General features: G+C 60.9%; 15 protein-coding genes. 4 read left to right on the plus strand and 11 right to left on the minus strand.

Annotated elements, in window-relative coordinates; translation table 11 throughout:
• Positions 1 to 146: 146 nt before the first annotated feature.
• From purH to gcbA, 11 genes are all read right to left on the minus strand, one after another.
• Entirely contained in the window at positions 147 to 1,754 is a 1,608-nt protein-coding gene (purH, locus tag ACA054_RS03010; RefSeq protein WP_497688128.1) for a bifunctional phosphoribosylaminoimidazolecarboxamide formyltransferase/IMP cyclohydrolase, read from the minus strand.
• An 81-nt stretch (positions 1,755 to 1,835) separates the two neighbouring features.
• Positions 1,836 to 2,156 carry a DNA-binding transcriptional regulator Fis gene (gene fis / locus ACA054_RS03015; protein ID WP_015093301.1) on the minus strand — a complete coding sequence of 107 codons (321 nt, stop codon included), beginning with the start codon at positions 2,154 to 2,156 and terminating at the stop codon, positions 1,836 to 1,838.
• Positions 2,153 to 3,163: a tRNA dihydrouridine synthase DusB gene (gene dusB, locus ACA054_RS03020; protein WP_497688129.1), complete on the minus strand. Its 1,011-nt coding sequence runs from the start codon at positions 3,161 to 3,163 to the stop codon at positions 2,153 to 2,155. Before dusB ends, fis begins: the two co-directional genes overlap by 4 nt.
• Before the next feature lie 185 nt (positions 3,164 to 3,348).
• A complete protein-coding gene (locus ACA054_RS03025; RefSeq protein ID WP_497688130.1) occupies positions 3,349 to 4,590 on the minus strand; it encodes a DUF3426 domain-containing protein in 1,242 nt (413 codons plus the stop codon).
• A 30-nt stretch (positions 4,591 to 4,620) separates the two neighbouring features.
• Complete coding sequence (prmA, locus tag ACA054_RS03030; protein WP_497688131.1) at positions 4,621 to 5,499, minus strand: 50S ribosomal protein L11 methyltransferase; 879 nt, start codon at positions 5,497 to 5,499, stop codon at positions 4,621 to 4,623.
• Between the two features lie 290 nt (positions 5,500 to 5,789).
• A complete protein-coding gene (accC, locus tag ACA054_RS03035) occupies positions 5,790 to 7,148 on the minus strand; it encodes an acetyl-CoA carboxylase biotin carboxylase subunit (RefSeq protein WP_497688132.1) in 1,359 nt (452 codons plus the stop codon).
• A 17-nt stretch (positions 7,149 to 7,165) separates the two neighbouring features.
• Positions 7,166 to 7,630, minus strand: a complete 465-nt coding sequence (gene accB / locus ACA054_RS03040) for an acetyl-CoA carboxylase biotin carboxyl carrier protein (protein ID WP_497688133.1) — start codon at positions 7,628 to 7,630, stop codon at positions 7,166 to 7,168.
• A 48-nt stretch (positions 7,631 to 7,678) separates the two neighbouring features.
• Positions 7,679 to 8,131, minus strand: coding sequence for a type II 3-dehydroquinate dehydratase (aroQ, locus tag ACA054_RS03045; protein ID WP_085727425.1), 453 nt, complete (start codon positions 8,129 to 8,131; stop codon positions 7,679 to 7,681).
• A 132-nt stretch (positions 8,132 to 8,263) separates the two neighbouring features.
• Entirely contained in the window at positions 8,264 to 10,006 is a 1,743-nt protein-coding gene (locus ACA054_RS03050; protein WP_497688134.1) for a protein-disulfide reductase DsbD, read from the minus strand.
• A gap of 163 nt (positions 10,007 to 10,169) precedes the next feature.
• The gene (locus tag ACA054_RS03055) at positions 10,170 to 12,116 is read right to left on the minus strand and encodes a methyl-accepting chemotaxis protein (protein ID WP_497688135.1); all 1,947 of its coding nucleotides are present in this window, start codon (positions 12,114 to 12,116) and stop codon (positions 10,170 to 10,172) included.
• Positions 12,117 to 12,167: 51 nt separating this feature from the next.
• Positions 12,168 to 13,838, minus strand: a complete 1,671-nt coding sequence (gcbA, locus tag ACA054_RS03060; protein ID WP_497688136.1) for a diguanylate cyclase GcbA — start codon at positions 13,836 to 13,838, stop codon at positions 12,168 to 12,170.
• 255 nt (positions 13,839 to 14,093) lie between these two features.
• On the opposite strand from gcbA, the gene ACA054_RS03065 reads away from it, so the two are divergent.
• The 4 genes from ACA054_RS03065 to speA all read left to right on the plus strand — a co-directional run bounded on the left by ACA054_RS03065 (position 14,094) and on the right by speA (position 18,553).
• A complete protein-coding gene (locus ACA054_RS03065) occupies positions 14,094 to 15,161 on the plus strand; it encodes a DUF2333 family protein (protein ID WP_497688137.1) in 1,068 nt (355 codons plus the stop codon).
• A 3-nt stretch (positions 15,162 to 15,164) separates the two neighbouring features.
• A complete protein-coding gene (locus ACA054_RS03070; RefSeq protein ID WP_497688138.1) occupies positions 15,165 to 15,734 on the plus strand; it encodes an NUDIX hydrolase in 570 nt (189 codons plus the stop codon).
• Positions 15,735 to 16,048: 314 nt separating this feature from the next.
• Positions 16,049 to 16,420: a translation initiation factor Sui1 gene (locus tag ACA054_RS03075; RefSeq protein ID WP_007914613.1), complete on the plus strand. Its 372-nt coding sequence runs from the start codon at positions 16,049 to 16,051 to the stop codon at positions 16,418 to 16,420.
• Between the two features lie 219 nt (positions 16,421 to 16,639).
• The gene (speA, locus tag ACA054_RS03080) at positions 16,640 to 18,553 is read left to right on the plus strand and encodes an arginine decarboxylase (protein ID WP_103397199.1); all 1,914 of its coding nucleotides are present in this window, start codon (positions 16,640 to 16,642) and stop codon (positions 18,551 to 18,553) included.

Below are 18,553 nucleotides of genomic sequence, written 5' to 3' on the forward strand. Positions count from 1 at the left end.
AAAAACCTCGGATGACGCTAATTCTGAATGCAGCGCTGATGCTGCTTTTCTGTGGGAGCGAGCTTGCTCGCGATGGCGGCTCCAGCATCAATGTGTCTGAAAGGGCGCTATCGCGAGCAAGCTCGCTCCCACAGGGGATCGGTGTATCAGTGACGGAAGTGGCGCATGCCGGTGAAGACCATGGCGATGCCGGCTTCATCCGCCGCAGCAATCACTTCAGCATCACGCATCGAGCCGCCCGGCTGGATCACAGCAGTCACGCCAGCCTTGGCCGCATTGTCCAAACCATCGCGGAACGGGAAGAATGCGTCGGAAGCCATCACCGAGCCGGCTACCTGCAAGCCAGCATGCTCAGCCTTGATCGCAGCAATACGTGCAGAGTTCACACGGCTCATCTGGCCCGCGCCGACACCGATGGTCTGACGGTTCTTGGCGTAGACAATGGCGTTGGACTTAACGTACTTGGCGACTTTCCAGGCGAAGATCAGGTCGTGGATTTCCTGTTCGGTCGGCGCGCGCTTGGTCACGACTTTCAGGTCATCGGCGCCGATCATGCCGATATCGCGGCTCTGCACCAGCAGGCCACCGTTGACGCGCTTGTAGTCCCAGGCAGCGGCGCGATCCGCCGACCACTCGCCACAGGCCAGCAGGCGAACGTTGGCCTTGGCGGCGACGATGGCGCGGGCTTCTTCGCTGACGCTCGGGGCAATGATCACTTCGACGAACTGACGCTCGACGATGGCTTTAGCGGTTTCAGCATCCAGTTCGCGGTTAAAGGCAATGATGCCGCCGAACGCGGATTCGGTGTCGGTGGCGTAGGCCAGGTCGTAGGCCTTGCGGATGCCGCCTTCGGCGTCCGGGCTGACGGCAACGCCGCACGGGTTGGCGTGCTTGACGATCACGCAGGCCGGCTTGACGAAGCTCTTCACGCATTCCAGCGCGGCATCGGTGTCGGCCACGTTGTTGTAGGAAAGCTCTTTGCCTTGCAGCTGGGTCGCGGTGGCGATGCCGACTTCCGCAGGCTTGGCTTCAACGTAGAACGCCGCGCTCTGGTGCGGGTTCTCGCCGTAGCGCATTTCCTGGGCCTTGATGAACTGGCTGTTGAAGGTGCGCGGGAATTCGCTGCGACCTTCTGTGCTGAGGGTGTCAGCGGCCTGGTTCACGGTGCCCATGTAGTTGGCGATCATGCCGTCGTAGGCGGCAGTGTGTTCGAACGCCTTGAGCATCAGGTCGAAACGCTGGGCGTAGGTCAGGCCGCCGGCTTTCAGGTTTTCCAGGACGCTGGCGTAATCGCTGGCGTTGACCACGATGGCCACGTCCTTATGGTTCTTGGCCGCCGAACGAACCATGGTCGGGCCGCCGATGTCGATGTTCTCGATGGCGGTCGGCAGGTCGCAGCCTGGTTTAGAGATCGTTGCTTCGAACGGGTACAGGTTGACCGCTACCAGGTCGATCGGCTTGATGCCGTGCTCGTTCATGATGGCGTCGTCGATACCGCGACGACCGAGGATCCCACCGTGGATTTTCGGGTGCAGGGTTTTCACCCGACCGTCCATCATTTCGGCGAAGCCGGTGTAATCCGCGACTTCCACTGCGGCAACGCCGTTGTCCTGCAGCAGCTTGAACGTCCCGCCGGTGGAGAGGATCTCGACACCCAGGGCTTCAAGCTCCTTGGCGAATTCGAGGATCCCGGTCTTGTCGGAAACGCTGATCAAGGCGCGGCGGATCGGCAGGCGGGTAGTCTGGTCGGTCATCTCAATTTCCATCAAAAGCAAAGGAGTCAGCAAAAAAGGCGACCGGTCTTACGCGGGCGCCTTTCTGGTTTGATTGAATGCTTACAGCAAATCGTACTGCTTGAGTTTCTTGCGCAACGTGCCCCGGTTCAGTCCGAGCATCTCGCTGGCCTTGGTCTGGTTGCCCTTGACGTAGTTCATCACGCACTCGAGCAGGGGAGCCTCGACTTCGGAGAGCACCAGGTTGTACACGTCCGTGACGGCAGCGCCCTCAAGGTGGGCGAAATAATTGTGCAGCGCCTTCTCGACACTCCCGCGAAGGGTCTGGCCTTCTTCGCTTGGCGTATTGAGGTGCTGTTTCAAATTCACGTTGTCGCTCACGGGTGTTGTTCCACTCACTAAAGTCTCGGTCATCATCGTCATGCGGCCACCCACTCTCCGTCCCCTGTCAGGCTCTTGTAACGCCCGGCAAAGAACTCCCGAACGTTGGCGCATTGTGCTTCCGTACCATCCAAACGATTGAAGTGGGCGCGAAACTCCCTGGCGCCCGGCAAGGTTGCGAGATACCAGCCCACATGCTTTCGAGCAATGCGTACGCCCATCACGTCTCCATAGAAAGCGTGCAGCGCAGCCAGATGCTCTAGCAGAATGCGTTCCACCTCGATCAGGTCCAGCGCCGGGAGCTTCTCGCCGGTACGCAGGAAATGGTCGATCTCGCGAAAAATCCATGGCCGCCCCTGGGCAGCCCGGCCTACCAACAAGCCATCGGCACCGGTCGCGTCGAGCACGTACCGGGCCTTTTCTGGCGAATCGATATCGCCGTTGGCGAAGACCGGCATCGACACCGTCTGCTTGATCGCGGCAATGGTGTCGTACTCGGCTTCACCGGTATACAGATCGGCCCGGGTGCGTCCATGCACCGCCAGCGCCGTAATGCCTGCCTGCTCGGCGATCTTCGCCACCGTCAGGCCGTTCTTGTTGTCCCGGTCCCAGCCGGTACGGATCTTCAGGGTAACCGGCACATCGACCGCGGCCACGACGGCCTGCAGGATCTCGGTTACCAATGCTTCATCCTTCAACAGTGCCGAGCCTGCAGCCTTGTTGCAGACCTTCTTGGCCGGACAACCCATGTTGATATCGATAATCTGGGCACCCAGCTCGACGTTGGCCCGGGCCGCATCCGCCAGCATCTGTGCGTCACCACCGGCGATCTGTACCGAGCGTGGCTCGGGATCACCTTCGTGGATCATGCGCATGCGTGACTTGCGGGTGTTCCACAAGCTCATGTCGCTGGTGACCATTTCCGAGACTACTAGCCCTGCGCCCAATCGCTTGCACAGCTGACGAAAGGGTTGGTCGGTGACACCCGCCATCGGGGCGAGAATCAAGCCGTTGTGTAATGTGTATGGACCGATGCGTACCGCCGACATAGGGCTTCCCTGTTGTGGGGCCGGATCATGAGAGTTCGAAAAAGGGTTGGCATGATACCCGCTCTCGATGACTGGATAAAGGCTGAATTGAACAAAATCTGAACAGTTATTCTGTTATCGCCAGCGGTTTGGTCCGGGCAGGCAAAGTCAGAAAGCCGTCGTCAATTGCCGATCAGTGAATCGTTTCACTCGGGCGAGTGGAAGCTCAGGCTGTAATTCACCGCTTTGGCGCCAGGGTCGAGAATGTCCAGGGCGATGTGGATTGGCGTTTGCGGAGGCATTTCCACCTTGCCTTCAAGGTCGCCATTGAGGTACTCGCCGGGTTTGAAGCGACGGCTGGCAATCAGGTGGCCGTTGAGGTCGGCAAAGCGCAGCTCCAGCAACGGGAAGGGCTGCGAGAATGGGGCACGGTTGTAAATGATCGCATCGACCACCAGGGCCCCGCTGAACTCCGGGTGGCTGCGGACCACCAGGTTGCTGCTCTTGATTTTCGCGATGTCGACCTTGGAGGGCACCGTGCAGCCGATTTGCGGGCACAGTTGCTGGAACCAGGGGCGGTACTGGTCCTGGCGCGCCAGCTCGTCGAAATGATAGGCGACGTACTGGCCGACAAGTGCGCCGGCACCCAGCAGGATCAACAACAGCCAGAACAGCCGTCTACCCCATGGCGAGCGACGTTTTTGCCAATCCAGTTGCAGTGGATCGTCGGTCAGGTCCTGCAGTGCTTCTGCACGGCCCCCCGGTTCGCTGCGTTCGCGACGCTTGCGCGGTGGCTCGATCGAAGGCAGGTCGTCGTCGATCTCTGCGGTCGCCGTCATGCGTTCGTGATGCACTGGGGGGACGAGCGGATCGTTCAGGCGCAATTGCGGGGGCTGCGGTTCATCGTCCAGATCTACCGGTTCCAGAGACAGCGACGGTTCGGTACGCGAGGGTTTGCTTGGCTCGCCCGGTGGCTCTGGTGTGTCGAGCGCATCGAGCGCGTCAAGCGTGTCGGCCGCTTGGGCGCGATCGGCAGCCGATTCGCTGAACAGGCTGTCGGGCCAGGGGGCTTCATCGTGTTCGGCGCTATCGCGGCGAGCGCTGAGCGTGTCTTCGCGTTGCCGACCGAACTCAGTGGTTGGCTGGATTTCCCGTTGTTCAAGCCGGGCGAGTTCTTCGTCCAGGTCGAGACTGTCCAGGTCCAGCTCGGCAGCGCTCCATTGTTTTTGGCTGATGGCGCGCTGCTGCGGCGGTTCGACCGTCTCCCGAGATGCCGGCGTCGGCACGGGTGCTTCCTTGCCGGCTTGCTCCAGCAGTTGCTTGGCGGCGTTGAACACCTGCAGGCATGAGCCACAGCGAACGACCCCGCGCGCCACGCTCAATTGGGCATGGTTGACGCGGAAGCTGGTTTGGCAATGCGGGCACTGGGTGACGAAGCTGTCGGTCATGCGGCGATCCGGTAGATGCAGGCGCCCATTCTAGCGCCGACGGCCAGTGATGCGCACCCAGCCATCGCGATTGGCGATCGGGTCCAGATCGAAGTCCTTGGCATAGGCCGCGGCCACTTCATCGCCTTGCTCGGCGAGGATGCCCGACAGCGCCAGGCGACCGCCGGACTTGACCAGGCCGGACAGTTGCGGTGCCAGGGAGACCAGCGGGCCGGCGAGGATGTTGGCCACCAGCACGTCGGCCTGTACCTGCGGCAAATCTTCGGGCAAATACAACGGGAAGAGTTCGTCGGCGATGCCATTGCGCCCGGCGTTGTCACGGGAGGCTTCCAGCGCCTGCACGTCGATATCGGTGCCCACGGCCTGTTTGGCGCCCAGCAGCAGCGCGGCAATGGCCAGAATCCCCGAGCCGCAGCCGAAGTCCAGTACGTTGCAGTCTTTGAGGTCCTGGCCGTCGAGCCATTCCAGGCACAGTGCGGTGGTCGGGTGAGTGCCGGTGCCGAAGGCCAGGCCCGGATCCAGCAGCAGGTTCACCGCGTCTGGCTCGGGGGCTGCGTGCCAGCTCGGCACAATCCACAGGCGCTGACCGAAACGCATCGGCTGGAAGTTGTCCATCCAGCTGCGTTCCCAGTCCTGGTCCTCGATCACTTCGCTGTGATGCTCGGGCAACGGGCCGCCGGTCAGCAACTCAAGGTGGGCCAGTACCGGGCCTGGCTCGGTGCCACCTTCGAACAGCGCTAGCAGGTGGGTGTGGGACCACAGCGGCGTGGTGTTGAGTTCGGGCTCGAAGATCGGCTGATCTTCGGCATCCATGAAGGTCACCGACACGGCGCCCACTTCAAGGAAAGCGTCTTCGTAGGTTTCGGCTTGTTCTGGGCTGATGGCGAGACGGACTTGCAGCCAAGGCATGGCGGGCACCTTTGAAAAATATTGATTGCAGCCTAGCGGGCTGCGAGAAGCGCGCAAGTTTACGCGAGCGCGGAGGTTTTGTGGGAGTGGCTTGGCCTTATGCTCAGCGCACAGTTCCTTGTGGGAGCGAGCCTGCTCGCGAAGACGGTGTATCAGTCAACATTGATGTTGAATGTGCTGGCCTCTTCGCGAGCAGGCTCGCTCCCACAGGGAATCTGTTGTGGTTCGGAAGAAATGTACAGAAACAACAAAGCCGCCCGAAGGCGGCTTTGTCATGTGCCGGTCGAAGCTTAGTGCTTCTCGCCAGCCAGCTTGTGCTCGAGGTAGTGAATGTTCACGCCCCCTTTGCAGAAGCCTTCGTCGCGAGTCAGGTCGCGGTGCAACGGGATGTTGGTCTTGATCCCGTCGACCACGATCTCGTCCAGCGCATTGCGCATGCGCGCCATGGCTTCGTCACGGGTTGCGCCGTAGGTGATCAGCTTGCCGATCAACGAATCGTAGTTCGGCGGAACGGCATAACCACTGTACAGGTGCGAATCGACGCGAACGCCGTTGCCGCCTGGGGCGTGGAAATGCTTGACCGTGCCCGGACTCGGCATGAAGGTTTTCGGGTCTTCGGCGTTGATCCGGCATTCCAGCGCGTGACCGCGGATGACCACGTCATCCTGGGTGAACGACAGCTTGTTGCCGGCGGCGATGCTGAGCATCTCCTTGACGATGTCGATGCCGGTGACCATTTCCGAAACCGGGTGCTCTACCTGGACACGAGTGTTCATCTCGATGAAGTAGAAGCGACCGTTCTCGTACAGGAACTCGAAAGTACCTGCGCCACGGTAACCGATGTCGATGCAAGCCTTGACGCAGCGTGCGAGGACTTCCTCACGTGCGTTCTCGTCGATGCCCGGTGCCGGCGCTTCTTCAAGAACCTTCTGGTGACGACGTTGCAGCGAGCAGTCGCGGTCGCCCAGATGGATGGCGTGGCCCTGGCCATCGGACAGAACCTGAACTTCCACGTGACGTGGATTGGTCAGGAATTTTTCCAGATAGACCATCGGGTTGCCAAACGCCGCGCCTGCTTCGGTGCGGGTCAGTTTGGCGAAGGAGATCAGGTCTTCTTCTTTGTGCACCACGCGCATGCCGCGACCACCACCGCCGCCAGCAGCCTTGATGATCACCGGATAGCCGACTTCACGGCCGATGCGCAGCGCCGTTTCTTCGTCTTCCGGCAGTGGGCCGTCGGAGCCTGGAACGGTTGGCACGCCGGCTTCGATCATCGCGTGCTTGGCCGATACCTTGTCGCCCATCAGGCGAATGGTTTCGGCTTTCGGGCCGATGAAGGCGAAGCCGGAGTTCTCGACCTGTTCGGCAAAGTCGGCGTTTTCCGCGAGGAAGCCGTAGCCTGGGTGAATGGCGGTAGCGCCAGTCACTTCAGCGGCCGCGATGATTGCCGGGATGTGCAGGTAGGACTGGGCAGCGGATGCCGGACCGATGCAGACGGATTCGTCTGCCAGACCCAGGTGCATCAGCTCTTTGTCGGCCTTGGAGTAAACGGCGACGGTCTTGATGCCCATCTCTTTGCAGGCACGCAGAATCCGCAGGGCGATCTCACCGCGGTTAGCGATCAGAACTTTTTCCAACTTCGCAGTCATCAAAGGCTCTCCGCGGTTCAAACGATGGTGAACAGCGGTTGGTCGTACTCAACCGGCTGGCCGTCTTCGACGAGGATGGATTCGATCACACCGCTGGTTTCAGCTTCGATGTGGTTCATCATCTTCATGGCTTCAACGATGCACAGGGTGTCGCCTTTCTTCACGGTCTGGCCGACTTCCACGAAGGACGGCGAGGCTGGCGAAGACTTGCGATAGAACGTACCGACCATCGGCGAACGGGCAACGGTGCCGTTCAGCACGGGTACGGCCGGAGCGGCAGGTGCAGCAGCGGCAGCCGGAGCGGCGGCAGCGACAGGCGCGGCAGCCGGAGCAGGCATGGGAGCCGGTGCGTAGTACTGCTGAGCCGGGGTCTTGCTATGACGGCTGATGCGTACGGACTCTTCGCCTTCCTTGATCTCGAGCTCGTCGATGCCGGACTCTTCCAGCAATTCGATCAGTTTCTTAACTTTACGGATATCCATGAATCATCAACTCCCAAGGGTCGGTCAGGGGCGTTTAACGCTTGTTGTTCAAGCTTTTGCCTGTGTTTCAAGCTGCTCTAGGGCGGCCTCCAGGGCCAGTCGATAACCGCTGGCGCCAAGGCCGCAGATCACTCCCACCGCTACGTCGGAGAAGTAAGAGTGATGGCGGAAAGGTTCGCGTTTGTGCACGTTAGACAAATGCACTTCGATGAATGGGATGCTCACCGCCAGCAGCGCGTCACGTAATGCGACACTTGTATGCGTAAAAGCTGCTGGGTTGATCAGAATGAAGTCCACGCCTTCGCTGCGGGCGGCATGGATGCGGTCGATCAATTCGTACTCGGCATTGCTTTGCAGGTGCAGCAAATGATGGCCGGCTTCACGGGCGCGGCGTTCCAGGTCCTGGTTGATCTGCGCCAGCGTGGTAGCGCCATAGGTGCCCGGTTCGCGGGTGCCGAGCAAGTTCAGGTTGGGTCCGTGCAATACGAGTAGCGTCGCCATCGGCTGTTCCTTGGTTATCCGTGTGCATTTGTCAGAACCCGGCGACTATGCCGCAAAGCCTTTATGACTGTCCAGTTCTCTGCAATAGCCAGCACGATGACCGATGTTTGCGCGAAGTATATGACTGCTTGATTAAATCCGGTCATTCGCCTTGGCGACACGTTCGGCGAAGTCCTTGGCGTTGATCTCACCAATGACCCGCACATCGGCACGTTCGACGCCATCCTTGCCGAAAAACATCAGCGCCGGGGGGCCGAACAGTTTGTAGCGGTCGAGCAGCGCGCGTTGTTCGGCGTTACTGGCGGTGATGTCGAAGCGGATCAGCCGATAACCCTTGAGTCGTTCGACGACGATCGCATCGTTAAGCACTTCGCGTTCGATGACTTTGCAGCTGATGCACCAGTCGGCATACCAGTCGAGTAGCACCGGGGTGCCGGACGCCTGGGCTTCGGCGAGCACACGGTCGAGGTCTGCCGGGACGCTGACGGTTTGCCAGGCGCTTGGGATTTGCATGGGTTCGTTGCCGGCCATCCTGTGCGGTTGGCCGATCGGGTTGAACGGATCGGTCTGGCCGCTGAAGGCGCCGTACCAACAGGCCAGCGCATAAAACAGCAGGAACATCCCGAACAATTGGCCGAGACGTTTTCGCGGCGGTTTGTAGACGAACTCCAGCGCTCCCAGGAACAAGCCGACGCCAGCGGCCAACAGGCCGATCAGCAACAAGGTGATCTGCCCCGGCAGCACCCGGCCGAGCAAGGCGATCGCCAGGCCCAGCAACAACACGCCAATCGCGTTTTTCACGTAGATCAGCCACGGTCCGCTTTTCGGCAACCAGGCGGCACCGCCGGTGGCTACCAGCAACAGCGGTGCACCCATGCCCAGGCCGAGCATGAACAGTTTCAGGCCACCGCCCAGTGCATCGCCGCTGGCGCTGATGTACAGCAGCGCACCGGCCAGCGGCGCCGAGACGCAGGGTGAAACCAGCAGGCTGGAAACCACGCCCAATACGGCGGCTCCCCACAGCGAGCCGCCTTTGGTGCGGCCGGCAATGCGGTCCAACCGGCTGCTGATGGCGTGCGGCAGTTTGAGTTCGAAGACGCCAAACATCGCCAGGGCAAACAGCGCAAAAAACATCGCGAACGGTACCAGCACCCAGGCCGATTGCAGGCGCGCCTGCAGATTGAGTTGGGCGCCGAACAGGCCCATTAACGCGCCGAGCAATGCGAAACAGGCGGCCATCGGCAGCACATAGGCCAACGACAGATTGAAACCACGCCAGCCGCCGACCTGGCCACGCAACACCACGCCGGAAAGGATCGGCAGCATTGGCAGCACGCACGGGGTGAAGGTCAGACCCAGGCCGGCAAGGAAAAACAGCGCCAGTTCGCGCCAGTTCCAGGCATGGGTTGTCGTCGTGCCATTGCCATCGATACCCAGGCGCTCGGTTTCCGGCGGATAGCACAGGCCTTTGTCGGCGCAGCCCTGGTAGGTCACGACCAGCGTGAAGGCGCGTTGATCGGTGCGCGGCAGTTCTACATCGACTACGCCGTGGTAGACCTCGACATCGCCGAAGTACTCATCGTGCTTTTGTTCGCCCTTGGGCAATTGCGCCGGGCCGAGGGTGACATCGGCCGGGTCGGCGCGGAACTGCAAGCGATGCCGGTAAAGGTAATAACCCTCGGTGGCGACGAAGCGCAGTTTGATCGATTGCGGTGTGCTTTCTACCAGGCTCAACTGAAAGGCTTCGCGCACCGGCAGGAAGTCGGCGCTGTTGTTGATCGAGCCCAGGGTCGAACTGGGGCGACTCTCCAGCAACCCGGCGGCGGTGGCCGGCAGGGCGAATACTAAAAGCAGCAGGCAAAGCAAACGGCGCATGACAATCTCGCGTATCGGAATTGGGGGGATGATAGCCGAGTGCGCGAGACATGGTGATCGTTCCCACGCTCTGCGTGGGAATGCCTCAATGGACGCTCTGCGTCCGCTTTTGGGACGCGGAGCGTCCCGGGCTGCATTCCCACGCAGAGCGTGGGAACGATCATCAGACGCGGAAAGCCTGGACGGCGGTATGCAACCGCCCACCCAGCACCAACAAATTTTCCCCTTGCTCACGCCCCTGGCCGATACGCAGCAAGTTATCCCCACCCAGCTGGTGAATACGCTCGCTGTGATCGCGGATTTCACTCACGGCCCCGCTCTGCTGGGCGGTGACATCGGCGATGCGTACCGCGGTGTCGGAAATGGTCTGGATCGCTCCGACGATTTTATCCAGCGCACCGTCCGCCGCCTGCGCCTGGTTGGCGGTGGCTTCGGCGTGTTCGACCTGGGCGCGCATGCCTTCGACCGATTGGCGCGCCGCAGTTTGCAGGCCGGCGATCAGGGTCTGGATCTCGGACGTGGCCCCGGCGGTGCGTTGTGCCAGCGAGCGCACTTCTTCGGCCACTACGGCAAAGCCACGGCCCATTTCCCCGGCCCGGGCCGCTTCGATGGCGGCGTTCAAGGCCAGCAGGTTCGTCTGGTCGGCAATCGAGCGGATCACCGTCAGCACGCCACCGATGGTCGCGGACTCTTCGGCCAGGTGCTCGATCATCTGTGCATTGCCTTGCACTTCTCCCACCAGCGCATGCAGGCCGGTCAGGCTCAGGCCAATGACTCTCTGGCCGTGTTCGACCGCCTGGCCGGCATGGCGACTGGCGTCGGCGGCCTGGCTGGCATCGCCAGCGACTTGCTGGATGGTCGCTTCCAGTTCACCGAGGGAGTCGCGGATCAGTGCCGTGTCGCCGGCCTGGTGTTCGGCGCCGCTGTGCAGTTCATTGCTCAGCTCGGCCAAGGTTCGACTGCTGCCGGCGACCTGTTCGGCATTGAGGCGAATGGTCCCCACCAGGTCCACCAGATAGGCGCGCAAGCGGTTGAGCGAGGCTTCGATATCATGCAGTTCGCGGTTGGTGTTGCCCAGTTGGATGTCCCGGCTGAAGTCACCTTCTGCCCAAGTCGACAAAGCTGGTGCGAGATTGGTCAGGGTCCGGGCCAGGCGTCGTTGCAGGGTGTCGATCAGCAGGGCGATCAACAGAATCAAGCCGATCATCAGCCCTTGAATCAGTCGGACTTCACTCTGGATCTGCCCGTGCTGGGCGCGTACCACCGGCTCCAGCCCGGCGATGGCTTGTTGCACGGCGGCGATTTTCAGGTGCGTCGCGGCACTGAGTTCGGCGCGTTTGTGGATTTGCTCGCGGGTGCGCGCCAGTTCCGCCGGGTAGCGGCCGAGCAGGCTGTTGAGCTCACGCTTGAAACCGACGCCAGCATCTTCGGCGGCAGCTTTCTCGGTGTTCTCCAAGCCCATCATCGCGGCGAAATCATCCGTGTTCGATTCACCGCTGGCCACCACGCCCAATAATGGCAGGGCGTCCAGCTGTTCGGCCTGGCTGCGGATGTTGGTGACTTCGCGCTCGACATCGGCGGCCAGTTCGCTGCGGCCGCTGCTGACCAGTTTGTCCCGCGCCAGTGACAGCTTGCCCAAATGCTGGGAGGCGGTGAGTAGCGGGGTCAGGTAGCTCGCGTTGCCACTGGCGTACTGGCTGAGTTGATCAAGGCTGGCGCCCAGCTCTCGTTCGGCTTGCAGGAGCAGGGCCTGTGGGTCGCCGGCGAGCTTACCGGCGGCCAGCAGATCGGTTTTGCTGAATTCGTCCAGGTTCGTCAGGCTCGGGCGCAAGGTTTCAGCCAGGTCTGGTGGCAACTCGCCGAGTTCCTTGTGCAGTTTGTCGATAGCCTGGCTGGCGCTGCTCAAGCGCAGCGCATCGCCGCTGGCAAGGTAATCCTCGATGTTGCGCGCCACGTCATTCTGGAACTGCTGGGACAAACCCAGATAGCGCTCCATTAACAGATAGGGGCGTTCGAGGGCTTTTTGCGACCACCAGAGTGTGGCGCCAAGGGCCACGCACACGGCAACTAAAAGAAGGGTATTGAGATTGGTCAGCAGTTTCAGGCGCATCACGGACTACCAACGGCAGAATGGTAAGTGCCTGAAGTTATTGCGTTTCTGTTACAGGGTTATGACTGTATCGGTCTCTTCCGATGAAAAAGTGGCACTTTGCTTTGATGTCCGCGCGGCCTGCACCCGATTGCGTCCCGCGCCTTTGGCACGGTACAGCGCCTCGTCCGCCTGGCTGGCCATCAACAGGCTGTCGGAGTGTTCGCAGAGGTCCACCACCCCGGCGCTGAACGTGCACCAGAGATCCTGGGGCTGCGCGGGATAATGAATTTCGGCAAAGCGCTGGCGGATTTCGTCGAGCACTTTGAAGGCCGCTTCGAGGTCGGTGTCGGGCATCACAATGGCGAACTCTTCGCCACCGTAGCGGCCGATGAAATCGGTCTTGCGCAAGCGCTGCTTGAGGAACAGCGCCAGGCTCTTGATCACCCGGTCGCCCATGGGGTGGCCGTGGCTGTCGTTGACGCGCTTGAAGTGATCGATGTCGAGCATCGCAAAGCTTAGCGGCTTGCCCTCGCGGCGAGCGCGAAAGCTGCAGTCTTCAAGCAATTGCAGGATGTGCGTGTGGTTGTACAGGCCGGTGAGGCTGTCGCGCACCATTCGCGCCTTGAGGTTGCGTGCCCGTGCCGCCCGGTTGCGCACGGTGGTGATCAGGTGCCGGGGCTTGATGGGTTTGGTCAGGAAGTCGTCGCCGCCCTCGCTCATGGCGTCGAGTTGCTTGTCGAGGTCGTCCTCGGCCGACAGGTAAATGATCGGCACGCTGACATAGCGGTCGTTATGGCGGATCACCTTGGCCAGTTCCGTACCGGTGCAGGCCGGCATGTACATGTCGAGGATAATCAGGTCCGGTTGAAAGTCCGCCAGCTCGGCCATGGCCTGGATCGGCTCGATCAGGGTCCGGGTAATGATCCCCGCGCTGTTGAGCAGGCGCTCGGTGTGCAAGGCCTGGGCGCGCGAGTCGTCGATGATCAGCACTTTATAGGGCTCGTACTGGGCGACGCAGGTCAGGACTTCGATTTTTTCCAGCAAGCTCGACGCTTCAAGGGTACCGGTGAGGAACTCCTGGCCGCCGGCGCGCACGGCGGCGAGGCGGGTCGGGGTATCGGTTTCATGCAGGCTGAAAAACAGCAGCGGCAGACGCTGATCGAGACCTTCCTGGGCTTCGGCTGCCAGTTTCAGGCCGACGCCAGGGCCGCAGAAGTCCACGTCCATGACGATGGCTGCCGGCAGGCGCTCGACCATTGAGGAGCGAAATGCCGGCACACTCTCCAGGGCCTGGGCGCTGAGCCCGAAAAACTCCAGCTGTTTGGCCAGTCGCTCGGCACGGTCATGATCCTGCAGCATCACATAGATCGGTTTGCGCAAAGGCGGCAGGAACGTCTGGTCGAGCTGATCGCCATGGCGCAGGCCGGTGCGCGACAGGCGTTGCATCAACCGGTTGAGATCGCTGATCAGGCCGCTGCTGAGGCGTCCGCGATTGGCGTCGACAGCCTCCAGGGACTGGCCGATGTGACGCGCCAATTGCGTGTGTTCCGGTTGTTCGAAGCGTTCGGCGAAACGCAACAGGCGCAGGTTGGCCTCGCTCAGTTCCGCCAGTTCCTGGGTCGACCATTCAGTGCGCTGCAGGCGCTGCCATATCTCAAGAACCTGGCGTGCTTGATGAATTACCCGCTGGGCAAAGTGGTGCTTGAGGCGCTCGCGGCTGGGCTCTTCTGGCTCGGTCATATCCTGACTACTGGTTAGGGGGCACGCTGAGGTCGAGTGGTGGCTCTATGCTAGCATCTCTTTTCCGTTACATGAGTGTTGTACGTTAATAATCTGCGGCACCAACCTATTTTCAGCCTTGGCGAGGTAAGGGATTCCCTTAGAGTCAATTGGATAAAATTTCGCTGTAAAGCCAACGGCGGGTGCCGGGCCAAGGCACGTTGTTGTATGGTTGTGGTCGAATTGATGAACTCAAGTAATTGAAAGGATATCGCCATGCTGGACTGGAAGAACCGTGCCGGTAGCGCGCCTGAACGTGCCGCTGAACCGAAGTCTGCTACCCGCAGTTATCTGGGCGGCCTGGTGTTCAGCCGGGCGCTGGCCACGCTGATTGGCCTCTACCTGCTGGTGACGATTGCTCTGGGTTGGTACTGGAGCGCGGAACCTGATCTGTTTCCGGTGCAGCAGAATGCGCAGTTGGCCGCCGAACGGGACGGCAAGCAGATGGTGGTCGGCTACACCACGGTGGAAACTCTCAAGAGTGTCGCCGGTACCTTGCTGAACAAGCCAGGCGGTTACATTTCCAACGACCGCCTGCCGCCTGGCCTGTGGATGGACAACATGCCGAGCTGGGAATATGGCGTGCTGGTGCAGGTGCGCGATCTGAGCCGTGCGCTGCGTAAAGACTTCGCCCGCTCGCAATCGCAGTCCACCGAAGACGCCGACCTGGCCAAGGCTGAGCCGCGCTTCAACTTTGACAATAAAAGCTGGGTGCTGCCATCCAGTGAGTCCGAGTTCCAGGAAGGCATCAACTCCCTGACCCGCTATCAGACTCGCCTGTCTGATCCGACCCAGAAGAGCGCGCTGTTCTTTGCCCGTGCCGACAACCTGAACAACTGGCTGGGTGATGTCGGTACCCGTCTGGGTTCGCTGTCGCAACGTCTGTCGGCCAGCGTTGGCCGGGTCAAGCTCAACACTGCGCTGAAAACCGAAGTCGTGGCCCCAGGCCAGGTGCCGCAGGTCGATGAAGAAATCGTCGAGACACCATGGCTGCAGATCGACAATGTGTTCTACGAAGCCCGAGGCCAGGCCTGGGCGTTGTCGCATTTGCTGCGCGCCATCGAAGTGGACTTCGCCGATGTGCTGGCCAAGAAGAACGCCACGGTCAGCGTGCGCCAGATCATTCGTGAACTGGAAGCGTCGCAGGAAGCGGTCTGGAGCCCGATGATCCTCAATGGTAGCGGTTTCGGCGTGCTGGCCAACCACTCGCTGGTGATGGCCAACTACATCTCCCGGGCCAACGCCGCTGTGATCGATTTGCGTCAACTGCTGAATCAGGGCTGAGCCATGGCCGATAGCTCCATTGATAACCTGCGCGAAGCCGCCCATCGGGCGGCCTCGGATGCCGAACAGATCGCCTGGGTTGACGAGCAGGACAATTTGCTCGGCGCCCTGGTCCGATCCGACTTGCGCGAGCGCGGGCTTATCGGGCGCGGTACCTACATTATGTTGTTTAATTCCGCCGGTGAGCTTTGCGTACACCGGCGCACCCTGAGCAAGGCGATCTATCCGGGTTATTGGGACGTGGCGGCGGGCGGTATGGTGCTGGCCAGCGAAACCTATGCCGAGTCGGCCGCCCGGGAGCTGGAAGAGGAGCTGGGGGTGAGCGGGGTGGAGTTGACCGTTCATGACCACTTTTTCTTCGAGGACACCGGCAATCGCCTCTGGTGTTCGGCGTTTTCGGCGGTGTGGGACGGCCCGCTGATCCTGCAGCCGGAAGAGGTGCTGGAAGCGCGCTTCATACCCATCGAGGAAGTGCTACGGGATATTGAGCAAAAGCCTTACTGCCCGGACTCTTTGGCGGCATTGAAGCGCTATCTTCGTGCCCGCGGCGAAGACGTCGCAAAAGAGGCATGAATTGGCGCCGATTGGCTCTTAGCAATCGGCGTTTTTGCCGTTACACTGCGCGACCTTTTCAAACTGTAACGGCATTGCTGTTCCTGTAGGAGCGAGCATGCTCGCGAAAAACGCATGGGCGACGCGTGTATTCTGAATGCACGCGTTATCGTTAACGTCCATCGTCGGAGCGCCGCCCGGAGCATGCTCGCTCCTACAAGTGAAATGAAGGTTGTACCGTTTCAGTAGCGCTGCCCCTGCCTGAGTGGGGCTTCGCGGTCGATGGCACTTCCCAAGTGCCGCGACCAGTCTTTGTCCTCCCAAGAGGATTGCCGGTGGCCAAAAAAGCCGCATCCTTCGCCGCCCTAGGTGGCCTGGTATTTTCCACCGACGCAGGTCGTCATTGCCCGGAATGCAGTAAACCGGTGGACGCCTGCATCTGCAAACAGACCGTTATCCCGGCCGGCGACGGCATCGCTCGCGTGCGTCGCGAAAGCAAGGGCCGTGGCGGCAAGACGGTGACCACCATCACCGGCGTGCCCTTGGCCGAAGACGCACTCAAGGAGCTGGCTACAACGTTGAAAAAACGCTGTGGTACCGGTGGGGCGTTGAAAGACGGGATCATTGAAATCCAGGGCGATCATGTCGAGCTACTCTTGGCTGAACTGATCAAGCACGGTTTCAAGGCGAAGAAGTCCGGCGGCTAGCAGCCTCTGTGAAACCCACCTGCGGCTTGATCCAGACCTGCCTGACAGCAGGCCTGGCGTCGTCATCATGGTTTTCACAGAGCCTGTTCATGACCGGTTTCTAAACTCACTGCGGTCGGCGAGGTCTATCCCTTCGTTGACGAACCGTCATTATCATTCTTTAGACTGCGCCGGCCTGAATCCAGGCGACGCACTATGACTTCTTTATAGGGGACTTCAATGTCCGTACGACGCACACGCAAAGACGATGGCAGCCAATGGACAGTTGCGGACAGCCGCAGTGTTTACGGGATTCGCCATTGGGGGGCCGGGTATTTCGCGATCAATGACGCCGGTCGCGTCGAAGTTCGTCCCAACGGTCCGAGCAGTTCACCGATCGATCTGTTCGAGCAAGTCGACCAGTTGCGCAAGAGCGGGCTGTCCTTGCCATTGCTGGTTCGTTTCCCGGACATCCTGCAAGACCGCGTGCGTCAGCTGACCGGTGCGTTCGACGCCAACATCGAGCGCCTGGAATACCAGAGCAAGTACACCGCCCTGTACCCGATCAAGGTGAACCAGCAAGAAGCGGTGATCGAAAACATCATCGCCACCCAGAATGTCTCGATCGGCCTGGAAGCCGGCTCCAAGCCTGAGCTGCTGGCGGTGTTGGCGCTGGCGCCGAAGGGCGGCACCATCGTCTGCAACGGCTACAAGGACCGCGAATTCATCCGTCTGGCGCTGATGGGTCAGAAGCTTGGCCACAACGTGTTCATCGTGATCGAGAAAGAATCCGAAGTCGGCCTGGTGATCGAAGAAGCCGCCTCGCTCAAGGTCAAGCCACAGGTCGGCCTGCGGGTGCGCCTGTCGTCCCTGGCCTCGTCCAAGTGGGCAGACACCGGTGGCGAGAAATCCAAGTTCGGCCTGTCGGCGGCGCAATTGCTGTCGGTGGTCGAGCGTTTCCGAGCGGCCGGCCTGGACCAGGGCATTCGCCTGTTGCACTTCCACATGGGTTCGCAGATCGCCAACCTGGCTGACTACCAGCATGGCTTCAAGGAAGCGATCCGTTACTACGGCGAGCTGCGCAACCTCGGCTTGCCCGTGGATCATATCGACGTCGGCGGTGGCCTGGGGGTGGACTACGACGGTACGCACTCGCGTAACGCCAGCTCGATCAACTACGACATGGACGATTACGCCGGTGTCGTGGTCGGGATGCTCAAGGAATTCTGTGACGCGCAGAGCCTGCCGCACCCGAACATTTTCTCCGAAAGCGGCCGCTCCCTGACCGCCCACCACGCCATGCTGGTGATCCAGGTGACCGACGTCGAGAAGCACAACGACGACGTGCCACAGATCGAGAACAAGGAAGCGCTGCCGGAAACCGTGCAGTGGCTGGTGGACCTGCTGGGCCCGACCGACATCGAAATGGTCACCGAAACCTACTGGCGCGCCACGCACTACATGAGCGATGTTGCCGCCCAGTACGCTGACGGCAAACTGACCCTGGCCGAAAAAGCCCTGGCCGAGCAATGCTACTTCGCCGTTTGCCGTCGCCTGCACAACTCGTTGAAGGCACGTCAGCGTTCCCATCGCCAGGTGCTCGACGAGCTCAACGACAAGCTGGCCGACAAGTACATCTGCAACTTCTCGGTGTTCCAGAGCCTGCCGGACACCTGGGCCATCGACCAGGTACTGCCGATCATCCCGCTGCACCGCCTGGACGAAGAGCCCCTGCGTCGCGCGGTACTGCAGGACCTGACCTGCGACTCCGACGGCAAGATCAACCAGTACGTCGACGAGCAGAGCATCGAAACCAGCCTGCCGGTGCACGCCCTGAACGAAGGCGAGGACTACCTGCTGGGCGTATTCCTGGTCGGCGCCTACCAGGAAATTCTCGGCGACATGCACAACCTGTTCGGTGACACCGACTCGGTGAACATCTATCAGAACGCCGACGGCAGCGTGTACCACGCCGGTATCGAAACCCACGACACCATTGAAGACATGCTGCGCTACGTGCACTTGTCGCCGGAAGAGTTGATGACCCACTACCGCGACAAGTGCGCTAATGCCCGCATCAGTGCCAGTGAGCGCACCCAATTCCTCGATGCCCTGCGTCTGGGCCTGACCCGTTCCTCTTACCTGTCTTCCTGA

Source organism: Pseudomonas sp. LBUM1653 (assembly GCF_059716115.1).

Excerpts from the sequence above, each read along its gene's own strand:
- prmA (WP_497688131.1), bottom strand. The coding sequence starts at position 5,499 with ATGCCTTGGCTGCAAGTCCGTCTCGCCATCAGCCCAGAACAAGCCGAA.
- ACA054_RS03025 (WP_497688130.1), bottom strand. The coding sequence starts at position 4,590 with ATGACCGACAGCTTCGTCACCCAGTGCCCGCATTGCCAAACCAGCTTC.
- gcbA (WP_497688136.1), bottom strand. The coding sequence starts at position 13,838 with ATGACCGAGCCAGAAGAGCCCAGCCGCGAGCGCCTCAAGCACCACTTT.
- speA (WP_103397199.1), top strand. The coding sequence starts at position 16,640 with ATGTCCGTACGACGCACACGCAAAGACGATGGCAGCCAATGGACAGTT.
- purH (WP_497688128.1), bottom strand. The coding sequence starts at position 1,754 with ATGACCGACCAGACTACCCGCCTGCCGATCCGCCGCGCCTTGATCAGC.
- ACA054_RS03050 (WP_497688134.1), bottom strand. The coding sequence starts at position 10,006 with ATGCGCCGTTTGCTTTGCCTGCTGCTTTTAGTATTCGCCCTGCCGGCC.
- accC (WP_497688132.1), bottom strand. The coding sequence starts at position 7,148 with ATGACTGCGAAGTTGGAAAAAGTTCTGATCGCTAACCGCGGTGAGATC.
- ACA054_RS03070 (WP_497688138.1), top strand. The coding sequence starts at position 15,165 with ATGGCCGATAGCTCCATTGATAACCTGCGCGAAGCCGCCCATCGGGCG.
- ACA054_RS03055 (WP_497688135.1), bottom strand. The coding sequence starts at position 12,116 with ATGCGCCTGAAACTGCTGACCAATCTCAATACCCTTCTTTTAGTTGCC.
- accB (WP_497688133.1), bottom strand. The coding sequence starts at position 7,630 with ATGGATATCCGTAAAGTTAAGAAACTGATCGAATTGCTGGAAGAGTCC.
- aroQ (WP_085727425.1), bottom strand. The coding sequence starts at position 8,131 with ATGGCGACGCTACTCGTATTGCACGGACCCAACCTGAACTTGCTCGGC.
- ACA054_RS03065 (WP_497688137.1), top strand. The coding sequence starts at position 14,094 with ATGCTGGACTGGAAGAACCGTGCCGGTAGCGCGCCTGAACGTGCCGCT.
- fis (WP_015093301.1), bottom strand. The coding sequence starts at position 2,156 with ATGACGATGATGACCGAGACTTTAGTGAGTGGAACAACACCCGTGAGC.
- dusB (WP_497688129.1), bottom strand. The coding sequence starts at position 3,163 with ATGTCGGCGGTACGCATCGGTCCATACACATTACACAACGGCTTGATT.